Origin of the sequence: Campylobacter magnus (assembly GCF_028649595.1) — a bacterium.
GTDB lineage: Bacteria > Campylobacterota > Campylobacteria > Campylobacterales > Campylobacteraceae > Campylobacter > Campylobacter magnus.
In genome coordinates, this window is sequence record NZ_JAQSLK010000002.1 from 301,409 (window position 1) to 315,835 (window position 14,427).

A 14,427-nucleotide genomic window follows, 5' to 3' on the forward strand; every position below is an offset into this window, starting at 1 on the left:
AGATGATAAAGTTATATGATGAACTTATGAAAAACCGTGAACTGACAAAAAACGCTCAGTTTGTGTTTTGTCTTTTAGATGATTTTTATAAATCTAGTAAGAATAAAAACAAGCACGGCGAAAAAGTATGTCGCATAAAAAGCAAAGATATACAAGCACTACTAAGCATAAGCCAGCAAACAGTAGTTAGAGCGATGAAAGCTCTTAGCAAGGCTGGATATATAGAAGTATCACACGGCTATTTGCATGTTTATGAGATTAAAGTTTTGAAGGTTTTTAAATGAGTTACTCAAAATTCTACGATGATATAAAAACAGCCAAAATGTCAATCAGGGCAAAAGTGTTATATACGATATTGCTTGACAAATACGAGCTAAGCGCAAAAAAGGGCTTTACAAACTCAAAAGGGCAAATCATCTGTAAGATGAAACAAGCAGAGATGGCTGAGGCTATGGGCTGTGGTGTGCGAAGTGTGCCAAAATATATTGATGAGCTTAAACTTCATAATTTAATTTCAATAGAACTTGGCTTGTGTAAAATGTATGAAATTCAAGTATTTCAAATCGGCAAAAATTGCAGTTTTAAAACGGCAAAAATTGCAGATTTAAATCTGCAAGAATTGCCGATTCAAAACGGCAAAAATTGCAGGTCTCATACATATAAGCCAGATACAATAAGCCAACTGAGTAAGCCAAACGCGCGCATGCGCACGCACGAGAGCGAACAAGCCGAAGCGAACCGAACTCAGCCAAGCGAGGCGACAAGTCGCCATCATTTTTCGCAGAGTGAGCTAGGGAATTCTAGAATTCCAAATCAAGCGAAAAGCAAAAGCCAAGCACAAGATAAACCGCAAGATAAAGCACAAGAGCCAAAAACCGCTCGCCAGTGGCTAGGCATAAACGACAAGCCTAGCTATATCAGCGAGCAAACTTGGCAAGACTTTTGCGCCTATAAGCGTGAGCGTAGGCACAACTTCACAGCCACAGGCAAAAAGGCGTTTTTTGCTAAGCTTGATGATATAGAGGCTAAAAGCGGAGCGTGTGAGACGGCTATCAAAAACACTATGGCAAACGGCTGGCAAGGCGTGTTTATGCCACCGCTAGATAAAAAGCAAGGGCAATCAATGCAACCAGCGCAAATGGTGGATGCCTTGCAAGACTGGCTAAGCGATAGACAAGCACAAGTGGTAGAGAGCGAACTAGCCTTACCCAGTGAAAGGGGAGCATGATGAGTGAGCAAGAATTCTTAGGTGGTTTTAATACCCTAGCGATTTACTTTGACTTTTGCGCTGATAATGCTGAGCGACTAAAAGCCAATGCTAGCATTTACTACGAGTGCTTAAAGCACTTAGAGGCGCATCAGTGGCAAATGGCTGTGAGTGCGGTGCTAAAAGAGCGTGTATATAACTCAATGCCAAAAATCGCCGAGCTGCTAAATCACATCTACGGCTCGCCAGAAGAAAGGGCAGTGAACGCATGGACGCTAGTGCTAGAAATGATGGGTAGGTTAAGCGATTATCCTAGCGTAAGATTTGACGATGATGCCATTATGCACGCTATAAAAGCCCTTGGTGGCTGGGTGGCGATATCTAGCATTGATGTGGCAAGCGACAGCCCCATGAATACCGCCAAGCGCAAGGAATTCATAAGCGCTTACCTAGCAAATCGCAATAAGCCTTTTAGCGAGTTTTATCTAAGCGGTAGAAGCGAGGCGCAAAATGGCTTAGGCGAGTTTATGAGCCTAGCGATAATCAGCACGGATGGCAAGGTAAAAGAGCTAAGGGGGCGTGAGGCTAAAAAGCTCATAGAGAGCAAAAAAAGCCCAGCGCAACTAGCCTTTAATGAAATGGTGCGTGGAGTAATCGATGCCAAAAGAATCAAAGCAAATTAGCTTTAGCCTAGAGCTGCCTAAGCACTTGGTAGTTAGCCTAAATGCGATTTACGCTGGGTCACACTGGCGCAAAAGACAGCAGATAAAGCAAGGATATTTAGCACTTACAAAGGGGCTTTTTGCTGGGCTTAAAGAGCGTTATGGTGCTTTTGATGAGCCCTGCGAGATAGCTTTTGATTTTAGTGGCACTCGCATTTTTGACTGCGACAACCATGTCTATATGGGCAAGATGATACAAGACTGCCTAGTGGCAGCTGGCATCATCACTGACGATACAGCAAAACACTTGGCAAAGGTTAGCTACGCCAAAAGCCCAAAGATGAAAGGGCAAAAAGGCGTAAGCGTAAAGGTAGAAATAAGGGGCATAAATGGCTAAGGCTTTGAGTGCTGATTTTTGGGCTAGTGTAAAAAAGGACTACGAAAAAGGACTAAGCCAAGCCGAGCTAAGAAAAAAATATAACCTAAGCCCTAGCTCACTAGCAAACAAAATAAAGCGCAGTGGGTGGGAAATTACCCAAAGCCAAAAAGAAGCTATTTCGGCGTTTAGTGAGGCTAGTGGGAAAATAAGCGCAGAATTTGGGAAAGCAAATGAAACCCAAAAGGCGGAGATCATAAACCGCATAAATACCATCATCGATGACTGCGAGATAATGGCTAGCAATCGCCACCTAGCTAAGCGTTTTCAAGCTAGAATTCTAGATGGGTTTAATGATGGTATGTTTGAGAGTAGCAAGGATATTAAGGCTGGCACTAGCGCATTAAAAGACCTAGAATACATAGCAAATCCTAAGCCTAGCGTAGAAGTAAATCAAAGCCAAAACCAAAGCAATGCTTTAATAAAAATAGAGTTTGTAGAATGACTATAAAGCTACCAAAATGGGCTAAGAGATTTTTAGCTGAGAATATACGCTATAAAGTAGCTTATGGCGGTCGTGGCTCAGGTAAAAGCTGGAATATAGTGCGAATGCTGGTGCTAAAAGCGGCGAGCAATAAAACTAGAATTCTTTGCTGTCGTGAGATACAAAATAGCATAAAAGAAAGCGCACACAAGCTTATAAGCAATCAAATTGACGAGCTTGGGCTAAGCTCTATTTTTAGCATAACAGAAAACTCCATAAAATGCGCTAATGGCTCTGAGTTTATCTTTGCTGGGCTTTATCGCAATGTGGATAAAATTAAGTCAATGGAGGGCATAAACATATGCTGGATAGAAGAAGCCCAAAATGTAAGCCGTGAGAGCTGGGATCTAATCGCACCTACAATAAGGGCTGAGAATAGCGAAATTTGGGTGAGCTTTAACCCCAAGCTAAAAAGCGATGAAACCTATCAAAAATTCATAGTAAATCCGCCACCAAATGCGCTAGTTTTGCGAGTAAATTACCAAGATAATCCATTTTTCACTGAGGCGATGAGAGAAGAAATGGAGTATAAAAAAAGAGTGGATTTTGATGAGTATTTGCATATCTGGGAAGGACAGCCTAAAATCTCAAGCAAGGCGCAGGTGTTTTATGGCAAATGGGAGATAAAAGAGCTGGGTGACTTAAATGGGGCGTCTTGCTATTTTGGTGCCGACTGGGGCTTTGCAAATGATCCAACAGCACTTATTAAATGCTATATTTTAGGGCGAAATCTATACATAGCAGACGAACGCTACGCAAAGGGCATAGAGATTGATGAGCTGGATAATTTTTTCGGCTCTATGAGTGGGGCAAAAACAGCGCATATAATCGCTGATAGCGCAAGACCTGAGACTATAAGCTATCTAAATAGGCAAGGCTATAGCATAAGCCCAGCAAAAAAGGGCAAAGGTAGCATAGAAGATGGCATTGCCTTTATCCGTAGCTTTGAGCGTATTTACATACACCCAAAATGCGTAAATACCATAAGCGAGTTTAGTCTATATAGCTACAAGGTGGATAAATACTCAGGCGAGATTACAGCACAAATTATAGATGATAATAACCACGCAATAGATGCTTTGCGCTATGCTTTAGAGCCACTTATCAAAACTGGACCTAGCACCATAGGACTAAGGCTAGATATATGAAAAGCCAAAACTTAGAGCTACTTTTAGAGCTAATTGGCATTGAAAACTTTGCTAAACTAGCCGAGCATTGCGGCGGCATGAGCTTTTATATACCCAAAATGCCTAGCAAAAAACTTAGCATTTTAAGGGACATTAAGCTTTTAAAAGACCTTGAAGTAAGCAAAGATGACATAATCAAACGCCTAGCCAAAAAATACGAACTAAGCTACCGCACACTAAGGCGCATTTATGATAGAAGCTAGGAATTTTAGAATTTTAAAAGAGAATTCTAAGGTAGAATTCTAGAATATTTAAGATTTTTTAAAATATTTGTGGTATAATTGCGCCATAAATATTAAGCCGAGCGTTGAGTGGCGCAACAGCACTACGCTTTTTATTTAGCAAACTAAGCGCAATGCTTTTAGCATATCTCGCCACTTGCGGTTAACTTAGTTTGCACTGAGTTCAAGCGAATATATATTTATTTTATGCATTTTATGATTTTTAGTTTCTTTGGCAGTTATTAAGCATTTTGCTATTTTATTTTCAAAAATACAATAATTCTCAAAACGCAATATTTTTACATCTTTTTGTCCGTGCTTAATGTCATCAAATCTACCTAACAATCTCGCCCCTTTAAATAGCTTGTCTATATTGGCAACAGCTATTAAATGTTCTTGCCTACTAAATCCATTATTCTCACTTTTGCTTATTGCCCTATTTGATATAAGCTTTTCTCTTTGATTGTGATTTATTTGTGCCTTAAACTCGCCATTCATCAAATCAACCCCTGCTAATTCTTTAAGCGTATTTATAACCTCTTCGTTATTTTTTATAGTGCCATTTAATTTTATCATATTATTTACCTCTTTTAAAGGCGAGATTATATCACTTCGTTTAGGAATTTTAGAATTTTTAAGAGTTTTTAAATGATTTTGTGGTATAATTACGGCGTTGGTCACCTAGGGTTTTTAAACTCTGCGATATTCGCCCGGCAATACCCAGCTAGACTAAGAGGTGTATAATATGTCTAGCGCCTTATTTTACTGCCTTTTTTAGCTCTTTTCTTAGTTTAGATACCTTATAATCATTTATAAAAGTTCTTACTATCTTATCATTTTCACTTATAATTTTAAGTTTTTTTAATGGATTTTGTGGTATAATTCTGATAGAGCAAAGAAAAGCCTAGCGCAACTCAAGTCGCGAACGCAAGGGGGCACCCTTGCGGGGAATGCTATTAAAGCTACTTTGAATGTTCGCAAGTAGCAGCTTTTAAGACTCTTGCAAAGTCCTTTGCTTGTTCTTAATTTCTTTAATAAGATTGTCGCCTTTTACCACGCTTTTTACAAATATTTCATCATTTTTAGTAACTTTTATGGCTACTCTATAATAAATTTTTTCACTATTATCGTAATAAAATAGCTGATTATTTTTGCCACTTTCAAAGTTTGCCAAAGGCTTTTTATCAAGTGATTTTAACACAAAATAATAATCATTTGCTGTTATTTCAGGGTGCTTTAAAAAATGCTGTGCTAATGTCTCTTCACTCAAAAATATAGAGTGTAAGTTTTTATTTTTAAAAATATCTTTTAAATACTGCTTGATATTTTTAGAAATTATAAAATTGCGCCGTGATTTTGCTAGTTCTAAATCAGTTTTTAAATAATTGCCCATAATCTTTATTGCTTGATTTTGGCTTATTTCATCTAAAAATATCGCTTCATCAGGCTCTTTTAAAGGCGAGATTTTGCCATTTTGTTTTTGAAATTCCGCTACTTCATCTATGCTTTTAACCTTGTATCTCTCAGGCTTCATTGCGTTAAATACGCTGTTTATATCGCCAGTTTTTAGGGCTTCCTTAGCTTTGTCTTTGCTACCTAGAATTCTAGCTCTTTGCCACTCTTTTAGCCCTGAGAGATACTCTTTATCAGCATCAGCATTTAGCTTAGGTTTGCTGTATTCATCAGCGTATTTGGGTATCATTTGGCATCTACAAAAGGGATGAAAGGGCGGCACAGGTGCCTTATCCTTTGGATAAACGCCTGCCCCAAGCCCATATTTATCCACGCTAGCATAATAGTCGCAAATGTCGGTGCGTGCGTGGGTTTTGCTCATTTGGATTTTTACTACTTGTATATCTTTGCTAGAGCTGTATTCAAAGGCTCTTGCGTCATTATACGCCCTAGCAGTTTCATTTAGGGCTATGCGCTTTGCGTAGTAGCGTGCTTTTTCATATCCAGCTATTTTTAGAGCCCTATCTGCTACTAGCTTGCTCTCATCTTTTAAAAGCTTAGAATAAGACGCCCTTAAAGCCGGTGTTTTTATGTTTTTTACCTTGGTTTTGGCGGATTTTTCCCATAGATATTTTGGATATTTTGTCTTTACTTTTAGCGGATCAGCTTTAAAATCATAGCCCTCATAAAGCATTTTTGCTAGTTCATTTGCGCTTTTTTGCTCTTTAATTGCTGTTTTTATCACGCCTTGGACGCTGTTTTTTACCTCTCTTAGCTCAGTGTATAGTGCTTTGCTAAGTGTGATTTTATCAGCTCTTAGGTTCATTAGCTCATCTAGATTTAACTCCGAGTTATTTGCCTTATTATAGGCTTTTAGAAAATCAGCCCAAAATTCATCACTAAAACTAGCAAAGGCGGTATTTAAATCGCCGTTATTTTCTAAAAGCTCTAAAAGCTTAGCATTTAACTTTTTTGCGCTTTTTTCTATCTGTTTGTCAAGTAAATCAAGTAGTGCTTTAAAGTCCATTATCCATCTTTTATCTTTTTGCTTAGTGCTTTGTTTAGCGAAGTTAACATAGGGCTAAACATTTCGTAAGTGTCTATAAAATCAAGCTCGTAACGCTGGCAATAGCTACGCAAGATACTCTCATTTAGGCGCATCTGATACTGCCCAGCCTCTAATACTCTAAAAAACACTGAGCCTAAAAATGCGCTATATTCATCAAGTATAATAATGCCCCTTTGCTCGTAAAACTCTACTTCTGCTTTGTCCTTTGGGGCTGGTGGAATTTCGCCGTTTAAGGCTACCATTTCCACCCATTTACAAAGCCGCTCTACTTTTTTTGGCTATCTTTTAGCACAGCCTCATTTAGCTCACTCCACAGCGTGCTAAATGCTATACCACGCTCTTTAATTAGCGCAAATAGCTCGTCTTTATCATCCCCGCTAACTAGCATTAGGGCTTTATACTCCATAAGCTTTTCAAACTGGGCATTTATCTCATCACCGCTTTTTAGCTGGGCAGATAGCTTGCTCGCTTGCTTTTTTAGCGATAAAATATCAGCGCAAATGCTTTTATTTTCTTTTAGCAGCTCTGCTTTTTGCTGTGCGTTAAGCGTGGATAAAAGCTCGGTGTTTATGCTTAGAATTTTTTCTTTGTTTGCTATTTCTAGCGAGAGCTCCTCTCTTTGTAAGTTTATAGCACTTAGCTCATCAAGCTTTGCTTTTTGCTCACTGGCTCTGCTTTCTAGCTCTTTTCTTTGCGCTAGGCTAGGCTCACTTACAACTACATTAAACTCTTTATCATCAATGCTGATTTTTGCGTTATACTTGGTCTTTATCATCTATTGTCTTCCTTGATATAAGTTAGCTTGAAGTTATCATCGCCTTTATCAGCAATGGCTAAAAATGTCCGCTCAATCACAAAAATTCCATCACTATCGCTAAACTTTGGCTGTTCGCTTAGCTTTGCCCTTGGAATTTCTAGCTTAAAGCAGTCTTTGCCAGCTGCGTTTCTAAAAATCGCCACAAAGCTCATTGTGCTGCCTGCTTTAAACTCATCAAAGCCATCTGCGCCGTCTTTTTCAAGTCGCATTTTAAGAGTAAGTTTTGGCTCGTAGTCGCTTATGTGAAATTCGCCTACATTTGTAAATTTCTCATAGCCTATATTACACCCCATATCAAAGCTAAACTCGCTAAGATTTACCGCCACGCCGTTTAAAGTCATACCACCAAGACGGCGAATTACAAGAGCTTCGCCACTTTTAATATCAGTTATGGTATTGTTGCCCATTTCTCTATCGTTATAAGCTGCTTTTAGCCCAAAGGTTATATTTATCTTATCGCCTACTTGCCCGCTTAATTTAAAGTTTGATTTTGCGCCTTGAAGTTTGAACTTTCTATCAGGTAAGATTAGATCTACGCTAGCTGTATTTTGGCTATGTGTATCAGGGGTAAATACTGCGTTGCCTTGATCATCTTCAGTTTGCTTTAGATTACAAATTTTAAAAAGCGTGCTATAAAAATCTAAATTATCAAAAAAGCAGGTCTCTACATCAAATGACCCTTGCCCCCAGTCAGCTATGGTAATAACATCCTTTGCCCCAGCATAAAAGCTGAAATTTGGAATTTCTACGCTATCAAACTCCACATTTGGAGTAATTACGCTATTTAGCTTTAAAACCTGCGTTGGTGCTTCATAAACGCCAGGCGTTGTCTCTAAGCCCACCTTTAAGCCGCATCTACTTAGAACCTTTGACATCTTTGCTCTCCTTTTTGCTTTTTTGCTCTGCTTTTTGCTCTGCTGGCTTTACGCCACTTAGTGCATCTTTAAAAGTTTTGCTAATCATCTAGAATTCCTTTAAGCCCCAAAAGGGGCTATTTTTGGTTTTAGCCTTAAGCGATTTTATGCTTAATGCGAGCGATTTTGACGGCTTTTGTGTTGCCTGTAAGCTTCCAGTTGTCTTTGTTAGCCAGTGCTACATTATCAGGGTTAAATGTGCCTTGATAGCTAAATCCATAAGGGTGCATTACCCAGCCTTGGCGAGAAAATAGCAGTGAAATTCCACTATCTGCCACACGCTCTAGCTCTACTGAGTGAGGCGGTGTGATATTGGCATAGCCGATTGCGCCGTTAGCAAAAAGATAGCTTGTATATACACCAGCAGTATCTACTAGGCTATCATCTACGATTACACGAAGCCCTAGGTAAGTTGGGAATTCGCTATTTTGCTCACTTTTTGCGACAAACTCTATTAGATTGTCTTTAACTAGCTTGTAGTATACCTTTGAGTGCATACAGATTGCGCTGATTTTATTACCTTCGCTGCCTAGCAAAGATTTTGCATCAATCACAGCTGCTGCGTCGATTACATTTGTGCTGATGTCTAGGGTGTGCTTTTCGCCTGCTTTGGCAGTATCAAGCGCATCTATTGCCCCATTTATGGTAGCAATTAGACTTTTTTGCTGCTCTTTTGCCCAAAATGCGCCTAGTTGGTTAGTGATTGCGCCAATTGGATCAGCTCCGCTTAATTGCGCCGCCCAGTCAGTCTCAGCAAAAGAAGCTGCGCTAAAAATCTTAGTAGCTACATTTTTGCCTACTTCAATACCGCCAATTTGTGATATAGCAGTGCCATCATATCCTGCGCCGCCACCTTGCGCTATGCCGTTTAACTCGCCTAAATAAGGCATATTAAGGCTTTTGCCCTCGCCGTTTGCTAACTGTGTAAGCAAGTCATTGCTAGCTAGAATTCCACTAGCATAAAACTCGCTATGAGATAAAATTGACTGGGTGGTAAACTTCGCCCAAATGTCTGGCACTACCATATCTGCTAGTGCTATTTTGCCTGGATTTGCCATGGTCTCTCCTTGTGTTTTTTTTGCTTTTTCAAGCTTAAAAAGAATTGTATTTTTTTAAAATGACAAAATTTTTTGAAAAATGTCCTTGTGTTTTTTTAAAATTGCCAAAAAAGAAAAAGGTTTATAGTGTTAGCTGAGTTAATTGGGGCTTGTGTATTAGACGAAAACACCATCACAAGCCTAGAATATGATTATTTTGATGAGTATTTAAAGCAAAATATAAGCCCAAATACCGAACTAAGAGCAAAAACTGAAATAAACTATCTAAAACTAAAAAATGAGTTTTTTATCTCTAAGCTAGTGGTTTTAAAAACTTATATTCTATGCTGTTTAGAAAATCAAACTAGCGCAGATGATCTCTTTGCTGTCAAATTAAAGCAGTATAAAGCGGAATTTGAGAGCGTCCAAGCCCTAGCTTTGCAAGATAAAGCGCAAACTGAGCTAAGCTCTACTTTTATAAATGCCTTTAACGCACCTTTGCTTAGGGGCTAATTTACTTTGAAAGGACAGATATGGACTTAAATGAAATTCTAAATAACTTAGAAAAAGGTGGGGCAGATATAACTGCGCTAAAAAGCTATTTAGAGCAGCTTGGCTCTGCTCACAAAGCAGAACTTGATAAGGCAAAAAGTGCGAATTCTAACGCAGAGCTAAACGCGCTAAAAGGTGAGCTAAATGCTATAAAAGCTGAGTTTGGACTAAGTGGGGATAATCCAGCCCTAAGCCAGCTAAAAGAGCTAATAGAGAGCAAAGGCAAAAGCGATAGTGCTAAGCTAAATGCACTTGAGGTTAAAATAGCTGAGCTTACAAGCACGATAAATGCTGAGAAAGCTAGCAAGCTTGAACTACTTAAAAAATCAGCTCTAAATGAGTGTGTAAACTCAATTTCAAATCTAAATCCGCTTTTTAGAGAAGATGTAGAGCTAAGGCTAGCAAATGCTATAAAAATAGATGAGAGTGGGGCGGCGTATTTTGATATAAATGGCACTGCCATGAGCAAAGAAAGCTTTATAAATGACTTTATAGGCAAAAATCAAAAGTATCTAAATCCAGTGGGGCAAGCTGGGGCTGGGGCAAGTGGGTCGTATGACAATGCTAGCGCAAATATCACAAAAGAGCAGTTTTCTGCCATGAGTGCTACTGATAGGCTAATGCTTTTTAAGCAAAATCCTAATTTATACAAAGAACTAGATCATGAGTAAGTGGCAGCTATATAAAATAAGGGTGCTAAGCGTGATTTACTGGGGGCGTGATTTACTTGCCGCTGGACTTGATAAACTAGCAAATATCCTAGCAAAAAATCCTAAAAAATACGTAAAAATAGAAATAATTGCGTGGGGTTTTACTACTTTACTTTTTATTTTAATTCTATTAAGGGGGTGAAATGACAAAGGCGTTTTTAGTAGTGCAAAATGGCGGCAACCTTAGCAAAACTCAGGTAAAAGAACAAGCTCTAAAAGAGCTAAAAGCTAGTTTTGATGAAGATGGGCAGCCTTGTATTTGCGTGGTATTTGATAAAGACAATAAAGGCATTTATCTAGGCAGCGTAAATGAAAGTGGGGCAAAGATAGAAGGCTTTATCAGTGGAAATTCTAAAAACCTAAAAAATGGGGAAATTTACGCTGATTTTGATGAAGACAACCATACTTTGTTTATGGATATAGCGACACTTGACATTGAGGATAAATAATGAAAACAGTAAAAAAACTAAAAATCAAAGACAAAAATGGCGACATTTACGAATTCGCTGGTGGCGCAGCTGGCAGTGCTGATAGCGTAAGCTATACAAATGGGGCTAAGCCAGAGTGGGACAGCGTAGAAAAGGCACTAAATGGCATAATTGATAAGATTGATTATGTAGACCCAAAAATCACTAATTTTACCATGAGCCCAGCTGCGAGCGAGTATGAAATAGGGCAGAGCGTAACAAATCTAAGCTTTTCTTGGGCGTATAACAAAGAAATCACCACCCAAAGCCTAAGCGATATAAGCCTAAGTGGCATTACTGAGCGAACTGCTACTTGGAGTGGCGATTTAAGAAGCAATAAAACCTTTACTCTAAGCGCAGGTGATGGGCAAAAAACTGCCACCGCCTCAAAGACAATTAGCTTTAAGCATAAGTTTTATTATGGCGTAGCACAGCTTGGTGATTTTGATAGTGCGTTTATACTAGGCTTGGCAAATAAGAGATTTGCTACGAATTACAGGGGCACATATAGCCTAAATGTTGGGGAAAATGAATACGCATTTTTTGCTTGTCCTACTAGCTGGAATATGCCAAGTAGCGCAAAAATCGGTGGTTTTGGCACGGATTTAGTGGAGTGTGGGCAGGTAAGCTTTACCAACGCTAGCGGTCATACAGAAAACTTCAAGCTAGTAAGAACAAGCCAAGCAAACCTAGGGCGGGTTAGCGTAGTTTTTGAGTAGGAGAGTAAAATGGCAGTAAGAGTAGCAGATACACTAAAACAACAAAACGACTTAACAAGCTTTCCAGTAGCTTATGCTGAGGGCATCTGGGTAAATACAGCCAAGAGTGGCGAGCCAAGCTATAAAACCTTGCAAGAGCTATACGCACTTGGCGAGCTAGCCGGTGGTGGGCAAAGTAGCACTTATGAGCTAAGCTTTGATGAGAGTAGCTCAGAGCTAACCATAGCTTTTAACTAGGAGCAAAAATGGCAAATAAAGAGATAAAAAGCCTTAAAATCACGGATAAAAATGGGCAAAGCTACACGCTTAGCGTGCCAAAAAACGGCGCAAATGTAGATACCAGCGACTTTGCTCTAAAATCAGAGCTTGATGAGTTTGACCCTGAGGCTCATGAAGCAAGGGTAAATACATTTATAGATAAAGCTAAAAAAGAAGTAGTAACACTAGGTCAGCTAGACGAGTTTGACACTGGGGCGTATAAAAGTGAGCTAAATACTATCGCTGATGAAGTAAAAAATAAAATGGCAGTATTTGACAGTCTAACCGAGCTTGATTTAGACGAGCTAAAAACGCAGTTAAAAACTGAGATAAAAACTGAAATTCTAGCAGAGTTAAGGGGATAATATGAAAAAAATACATGTAATAGCTAGAAACTGGGGTAATGGCGATGGTGGTGCTGGCTATCTAAATAGCCTTGCTTTTTACACAAAAGATGACACAAAGCTAGAAGTAACTGACATTGTAGGTATAGGCAGTGGTGGTGCTGGTGGAGTTACTTTTAAGCTAAATGGCATAAATGCTAGGATTGAGTGGTTTAATAACTATGGTGGGGGGTATTACCCATCAAATATTTTTTTAACTGGGGCTAGTTATAGCACTGCTATTTTGCTTTATGACATGAATAGTTATCCAGTAGAAAAACAAGGTTTTTATATATATTTTGAAAAAGATATAACAAATATTGCCTATATCACGCTACTTACTACATACTACCCAGCAAATAACTTTGTAGTAAGCATAGATGATGGCAAATACTCAGAGCCAGTAACTACAAGTGGAAATGAAGTATTTAGAATTCCTTTACCAAGAACTTCAATTAAATGTATTCGTGGCACAAATGGTAGGTATTATTTTTTACGCCCAAAGGCTAGTGTATCATGAGCTATATCTACATAATAATCGCTCTTTTGGCAAGTGGGGGCTACGTGGCTTATAGTAGCTATAAAATTTCTAGCTTAAAAAGCGAAAATGAGAGCCTGAGCCAAGCCGTGCAAGTAAGCCTAAGGGCAAATAAAGAGCTAGAAATTGCCTTGGATGAGAGCGAGATAGAGCATAAAAGAAATCTAGAATTCCTAGCAAAAGCAAAGGATAAAAACGAAAAGGAGCGAGTGTATGTTGAGCGTGTTAAATACAAAATTATCAGTGATAAAAATAGCACTTGCCGTAGGGCTATCAACGATGTTTTTAGCAGGTTGCAGCAGCAAACACGAGATAGTAAGCCTTAGCAAAGAAAGACCTAAGGTAGATTATAGCGAGCTTCTAAGTGTAAAAAGAGATTTTAATATGACAGCAAGCACTGAGAGTGAGGCGGCAGCTATGGTGTGGGAGCTGTATCTATACACAAAAGAGCTAGAAAATGCGCTGGGTGTTTGTGTAGAAATGGGGAGTAAATAAATGGAGCTTTTAGCCACTTTTATCCAAACTAGCATAGAACACGGCTATTTTAGCACGGCTTTAATGCTTGTAATCTGCTTTGGCTGTTGGAAGCTATATAAGGCAGAGCAAGAGCGTGGCAGGGAGTTTGGCACTAAATTCGCCGCCGAGCTTAGAAAGCTGATAAATGAAAACAACGAAGCCCAGCAAAGCATAATCGCGCTTATAAAAGATATGGCTTTAAAGCAAGAAATGGAAAATAGGCACAATGCTGAGCTTAGGGGTAGGCTAGAGGGTGAGTTTAAAGAACTTAAAAATGAGTTGCATCATCTAAAAGACGATGTTAAAGATTTAAGGCGATTTCATAGCGCAGAGAGCGGATTTAACGCCTATGCAAGACGTCCAAGTGATAGATTTAAGGATGAGTATGATAGAGATTGAGAGATTTAAAGAGAACGAGATTGGCACTTGGGGTAGACTATATTTTGGTGATTTTACGTGCTACACCTTTGAGCCAGTGGGAGCTGATGAAGTGCGAAGTGGGCTTGATAGGCGTGTGCCAGCTGGGGGCTATAATATGCGCTGGCACAATAGCCCACGCTTTAAGCGCCGTTTGCCACATATCTATAATAAGCAAGTGCCGCAAGCTAGATATATTCTAATTCACTCAGGAAATCTGCCTGAGCACACTGAGGGCTGCATTTTGCTAGGCTTTAACTACGACGCGCGTGGCGTGTGGAATAGTAGGGCTGCGCTTGATGAGTTTATGGCTAGACTTCGTGCTATGTATAAAGACGACCTAAGCCCAGTAACGCTTGAAATCATAAATAATTTTTAAGG

25 protein-coding genes are annotated in these 14,427 nt (G+C 39.2%); 19 read left to right on the forward strand and 6 right to left on the reverse strand.

What is annotated here, in order from left to right; translation table 11 throughout:
- The first annotated feature begins 2 nt into the window (after nucleotides 1-2).
- Genes PTQ34_RS04105 through PTQ34_RS04135 form a run of 7 tightly spaced genes read left to right on the forward strand, consistent with a single transcriptional unit; the run spans nucleotide 3 to nucleotide 4,179 of the window.
- Complete coding sequence (locus PTQ34_RS04105) at nucleotides 3-284, forward strand: helix-turn-helix domain-containing protein (protein WP_273932247.1); 282 nt, start codon at nucleotides 3-5, stop codon at nucleotides 282-284.
- Nucleotides 281-1,228 carry a replication initiator protein A gene (locus tag PTQ34_RS04110; protein ID WP_273932248.1) on the forward strand — a complete coding sequence of 316 codons (948 nt, stop codon included), beginning with the start codon at nucleotides 281-283 and terminating at the stop codon, nucleotides 1,226-1,228. The genes PTQ34_RS04105 and PTQ34_RS04110 overlap by 4 nt, the downstream gene beginning before the upstream one ends.
- Nucleotides 1,228-1,890: a DUF6475 domain-containing protein gene (locus PTQ34_RS04115; protein ID WP_273932249.1), complete on the forward strand. Its 663-nt coding sequence runs from the start codon at nucleotides 1,228-1,230 to the stop codon at nucleotides 1,888-1,890. Before PTQ34_RS04110 ends, PTQ34_RS04115 begins: the two co-directional genes overlap by 1 nt.
- On the forward strand, nucleotides 1,865-2,266 hold the full coding sequence (locus PTQ34_RS04120; RefSeq protein ID WP_273932250.1) for a hypothetical protein: 402 nt from the start codon (nucleotides 1,865-1,867) through the stop codon (nucleotides 2,264-2,266). Before PTQ34_RS04115 ends, PTQ34_RS04120 begins: the two co-directional genes overlap by 26 nt.
- A complete protein-coding gene (locus PTQ34_RS04125) occupies nucleotides 2,259-2,750 on the forward strand; it encodes a hypothetical protein (RefSeq protein ID WP_273932251.1) in 492 nt (163 codons plus the stop codon). The genes PTQ34_RS04120 and PTQ34_RS04125 overlap by 8 nt, the downstream gene beginning before the upstream one ends.
- Complete coding sequence (locus PTQ34_RS04130; RefSeq protein ID WP_273932253.1) at nucleotides 2,747-3,937, forward strand: PBSX family phage terminase large subunit; 1,191 nt, start codon at nucleotides 2,747-2,749, stop codon at nucleotides 3,935-3,937. Before PTQ34_RS04125 ends, PTQ34_RS04130 begins: the two co-directional genes overlap by 4 nt.
- Nucleotides 3,934-4,179: a Mor transcription activator family protein gene (locus PTQ34_RS04135; protein WP_273932254.1), complete on the forward strand. Its 246-nt coding sequence runs from the start codon at nucleotides 3,934-3,936 to the stop codon at nucleotides 4,177-4,179. Before PTQ34_RS04130 ends, PTQ34_RS04135 begins: the two co-directional genes overlap by 4 nt.
- Nucleotides 4,180-4,365: 186 nt before the next feature.
- Here PTQ34_RS04135 and PTQ34_RS04140 read toward each other — a convergent pair whose 3' ends face one another.
- The 6 genes from PTQ34_RS04140 to PTQ34_RS04165 form a co-directional block, all read right to left on the reverse strand.
- Complete coding sequence (locus tag PTQ34_RS04140; RefSeq protein ID WP_273932255.1) at nucleotides 4,366-4,878, reverse strand: LPD3 domain-containing protein; 513 nt, start codon at nucleotides 4,876-4,878, stop codon at nucleotides 4,366-4,368.
- Between the two features lie 310 nt (nucleotides 4,879-5,188).
- Nucleotides 5,189-6,676, reverse strand: coding sequence for a structural protein (locus PTQ34_RS04145; protein WP_273932256.1), 1,488 nt, complete (start codon nucleotides 6,674-6,676; stop codon nucleotides 5,189-5,191).
- Nucleotides 6,676-6,960 (reverse strand): hypothetical protein, encoded by a 285-nt coding sequence (locus PTQ34_RS04150; RefSeq protein WP_273932258.1) that lies wholly within the window; start codon nucleotides 6,958-6,960, stop codon nucleotides 6,676-6,678. The genes PTQ34_RS04145 and PTQ34_RS04150 overlap by 1 nt, the downstream gene beginning before the upstream one ends.
- A 23-nt stretch (nucleotides 6,961-6,983) precedes the next feature.
- Nucleotides 6,984-7,493, reverse strand: a complete 510-nt coding sequence (locus PTQ34_RS04155) for a hypothetical protein (RefSeq protein WP_273932259.1) — start codon at nucleotides 7,491-7,493, stop codon at nucleotides 6,984-6,986.
- A complete protein-coding gene (locus tag PTQ34_RS04160; RefSeq protein WP_273932260.1) occupies nucleotides 7,490-8,410 on the reverse strand; it encodes a phage tail tube protein in 921 nt (306 codons plus the stop codon). The genes PTQ34_RS04155 and PTQ34_RS04160 overlap by 4 nt, the downstream gene beginning before the upstream one ends.
- Before the next feature lie 134 nt (nucleotides 8,411-8,544).
- Nucleotides 8,545-9,507, reverse strand: coding sequence for a major capsid protein (locus PTQ34_RS04165; protein ID WP_273932261.1), 963 nt, complete (start codon nucleotides 9,505-9,507; stop codon nucleotides 8,545-8,547).
- A 126-nt stretch (nucleotides 9,508-9,633) separates the two neighbouring features.
- Between PTQ34_RS04165 and PTQ34_RS04170 the strand changes: the two genes are divergently transcribed.
- From PTQ34_RS04170 to PTQ34_RS04225, 12 genes are read left to right on the forward strand one after another with little or no spacing between them, the layout of a single operon-like run.
- A complete protein-coding gene (locus PTQ34_RS04170) occupies nucleotides 9,634-9,999 on the forward strand; it encodes a hypothetical protein (RefSeq protein WP_273932262.1) in 366 nt (121 codons plus the stop codon).
- Nucleotides 10,000-10,019: 20 nt separating this feature from the next.
- Complete coding sequence (locus PTQ34_RS04175) at nucleotides 10,020-10,709, forward strand: hypothetical protein (protein WP_273932263.1); 690 nt, start codon at nucleotides 10,020-10,022, stop codon at nucleotides 10,707-10,709.
- Nucleotides 10,702-10,890 carry a hypothetical protein gene (locus tag PTQ34_RS04180; RefSeq protein ID WP_273932264.1) on the forward strand — a complete coding sequence of 63 codons (189 nt, stop codon included), beginning with the start codon at nucleotides 10,702-10,704 and terminating at the stop codon, nucleotides 10,888-10,890. Before PTQ34_RS04175 ends, PTQ34_RS04180 begins: the two co-directional genes overlap by 8 nt.
- 1 nt (nucleotide 10,891) lies before the next feature.
- A complete protein-coding gene (locus tag PTQ34_RS04185; protein WP_273932265.1) occupies nucleotides 10,892-11,197 on the forward strand; it encodes a hypothetical protein in 306 nt (101 codons plus the stop codon).
- Nucleotides 11,197-11,934: a hypothetical protein gene (locus tag PTQ34_RS04190; protein ID WP_273932266.1), complete on the forward strand. Its 738-nt coding sequence runs from the start codon at nucleotides 11,197-11,199 to the stop codon at nucleotides 11,932-11,934. Before PTQ34_RS04185 ends, PTQ34_RS04190 begins: the two co-directional genes overlap by 1 nt.
- Nucleotides 11,935-11,943: 9 nt before the next feature.
- Nucleotides 11,944-12,171, forward strand: a complete 228-nt coding sequence (locus PTQ34_RS04195; protein ID WP_273932267.1) for a hypothetical protein — start codon at nucleotides 11,944-11,946, stop codon at nucleotides 12,169-12,171.
- 8 nt (nucleotides 12,172-12,179) lie between these two features.
- Complete coding sequence (locus PTQ34_RS04200; RefSeq protein ID WP_273932268.1) at nucleotides 12,180-12,557, forward strand: hypothetical protein; 378 nt, start codon at nucleotides 12,180-12,182, stop codon at nucleotides 12,555-12,557.
- 1 nt (nucleotide 12,558) lies between these two features.
- Nucleotides 12,559-13,095 carry a hypothetical protein gene (locus tag PTQ34_RS04205; protein ID WP_273932270.1) on the forward strand — a complete coding sequence of 179 codons (537 nt, stop codon included), beginning with the start codon at nucleotides 12,559-12,561 and terminating at the stop codon, nucleotides 13,093-13,095.
- Nucleotides 13,092-13,439 (forward strand): hypothetical protein, encoded by a 348-nt coding sequence (locus tag PTQ34_RS04210; RefSeq protein WP_273932271.1) that lies wholly within the window; start codon nucleotides 13,092-13,094, stop codon nucleotides 13,437-13,439. The genes PTQ34_RS04205 and PTQ34_RS04210 overlap by 4 nt, the downstream gene beginning before the upstream one ends.
- Nucleotides 13,393-13,608 (forward strand): hypothetical protein, encoded by a 216-nt coding sequence (locus tag PTQ34_RS04215; RefSeq protein WP_273932272.1) that lies wholly within the window; start codon nucleotides 13,393-13,395, stop codon nucleotides 13,606-13,608. Before PTQ34_RS04210 ends, PTQ34_RS04215 begins: the two co-directional genes overlap by 47 nt.
- Nucleotides 13,609-14,028: a hypothetical protein gene (locus PTQ34_RS04220; protein WP_273932273.1), complete on the forward strand. Its 420-nt coding sequence runs from the start codon at nucleotides 13,609-13,611 to the stop codon at nucleotides 14,026-14,028.
- Nucleotides 14,015-14,425 carry a DUF5675 family protein gene (locus tag PTQ34_RS04225; RefSeq protein WP_273932274.1) on the forward strand — a complete coding sequence of 137 codons (411 nt, stop codon included), beginning with the start codon at nucleotides 14,015-14,017 and terminating at the stop codon, nucleotides 14,423-14,425. The genes PTQ34_RS04220 and PTQ34_RS04225 overlap by 14 nt, the downstream gene beginning before the upstream one ends.
- The last annotated feature ends 2 nt before the right edge of the window (nucleotides 14,426-14,427 follow it).

Excerpts from the sequence above, each read along its gene's own strand:
- PTQ34_RS04105 (WP_273932247.1), top strand. The coding sequence starts at position 3 with ATGATAAAGTTATATGATGAACTTATGAAAAACCGTGAACTGACAAAA.
- PTQ34_RS04110 (WP_273932248.1), top strand. The coding sequence starts at position 281 with ATGAGTTACTCAAAATTCTACGATGATATAAAAACAGCCAAAATGTCA.
- PTQ34_RS04115 (WP_273932249.1), top strand. The coding sequence starts at position 1,228 with ATGAGTGAGCAAGAATTCTTAGGTGGTTTTAATACCCTAGCGATTTAC.
- PTQ34_RS04120 (WP_273932250.1), top strand. The coding sequence starts at position 1,865 with ATGCCAAAAGAATCAAAGCAAATTAGCTTTAGCCTAGAGCTGCCTAAG.
- PTQ34_RS04125 (WP_273932251.1), top strand. The coding sequence starts at position 2,259 with ATGGCTAAGGCTTTGAGTGCTGATTTTTGGGCTAGTGTAAAAAAGGAC.
- PTQ34_RS04130 (WP_273932253.1), top strand. The coding sequence starts at position 2,747 with ATGACTATAAAGCTACCAAAATGGGCTAAGAGATTTTTAGCTGAGAAT.
- PTQ34_RS04135 (WP_273932254.1), top strand. The coding sequence starts at position 3,934 with ATGAAAAGCCAAAACTTAGAGCTACTTTTAGAGCTAATTGGCATTGAA.
- PTQ34_RS04145 (WP_273932256.1), bottom strand. The coding sequence starts at position 6,676 with ATGGACTTTAAAGCACTACTTGATTTACTTGACAAACAGATAGAAAAA.
- PTQ34_RS04150 (WP_273932258.1), bottom strand. The coding sequence starts at position 6,960 with ATGGTAGCCTTAAACGGCGAAATTCCACCAGCCCCAAAGGACAAAGCA.
- PTQ34_RS04155 (WP_273932259.1), bottom strand. The coding sequence starts at position 7,493 with ATGATAAAGACCAAGTATAACGCAAAAATCAGCATTGATGATAAAGAG.
- PTQ34_RS04160 (WP_273932260.1), bottom strand. The coding sequence starts at position 8,410 with ATGTCAAAGGTTCTAAGTAGATGCGGCTTAAAGGTGGGCTTAGAGACA.
- PTQ34_RS04165 (WP_273932261.1), bottom strand. The coding sequence starts at position 9,507 with ATGGCAAATCCAGGCAAAATAGCACTAGCAGATATGGTAGTGCCAGAC.
- PTQ34_RS04175 (WP_273932263.1), top strand. The coding sequence starts at position 10,020 with ATGGACTTAAATGAAATTCTAAATAACTTAGAAAAAGGTGGGGCAGAT.
- PTQ34_RS04180 (WP_273932264.1), top strand. The coding sequence starts at position 10,702 with ATGAGTAAGTGGCAGCTATATAAAATAAGGGTGCTAAGCGTGATTTAC.
- PTQ34_RS04185 (WP_273932265.1), top strand. The coding sequence starts at position 10,892 with ATGACAAAGGCGTTTTTAGTAGTGCAAAATGGCGGCAACCTTAGCAAA.
- PTQ34_RS04190 (WP_273932266.1), top strand. The coding sequence starts at position 11,197 with ATGAAAACAGTAAAAAAACTAAAAATCAAAGACAAAAATGGCGACATT.
- PTQ34_RS04195 (WP_273932267.1), top strand. The coding sequence starts at position 11,944 with ATGGCAGTAAGAGTAGCAGATACACTAAAACAACAAAACGACTTAACA.
- PTQ34_RS04200 (WP_273932268.1), top strand. The coding sequence starts at position 12,180 with ATGGCAAATAAAGAGATAAAAAGCCTTAAAATCACGGATAAAAATGGG.
- PTQ34_RS04205 (WP_273932270.1), top strand. The coding sequence starts at position 12,559 with ATGAAAAAAATACATGTAATAGCTAGAAACTGGGGTAATGGCGATGGT.
- PTQ34_RS04210 (WP_273932271.1), top strand. The coding sequence starts at position 13,092 with ATGAGCTATATCTACATAATAATCGCTCTTTTGGCAAGTGGGGGCTAC.
- PTQ34_RS04215 (WP_273932272.1), top strand. The coding sequence starts at position 13,393 with ATGTTTTTAGCAGGTTGCAGCAGCAAACACGAGATAGTAAGCCTTAGC.
- PTQ34_RS04220 (WP_273932273.1), top strand. The coding sequence starts at position 13,609 with ATGGAGCTTTTAGCCACTTTTATCCAAACTAGCATAGAACACGGCTAT.
- PTQ34_RS04225 (WP_273932274.1), top strand. The coding sequence starts at position 14,015 with ATGATAGAGATTGAGAGATTTAAAGAGAACGAGATTGGCACTTGGGGT.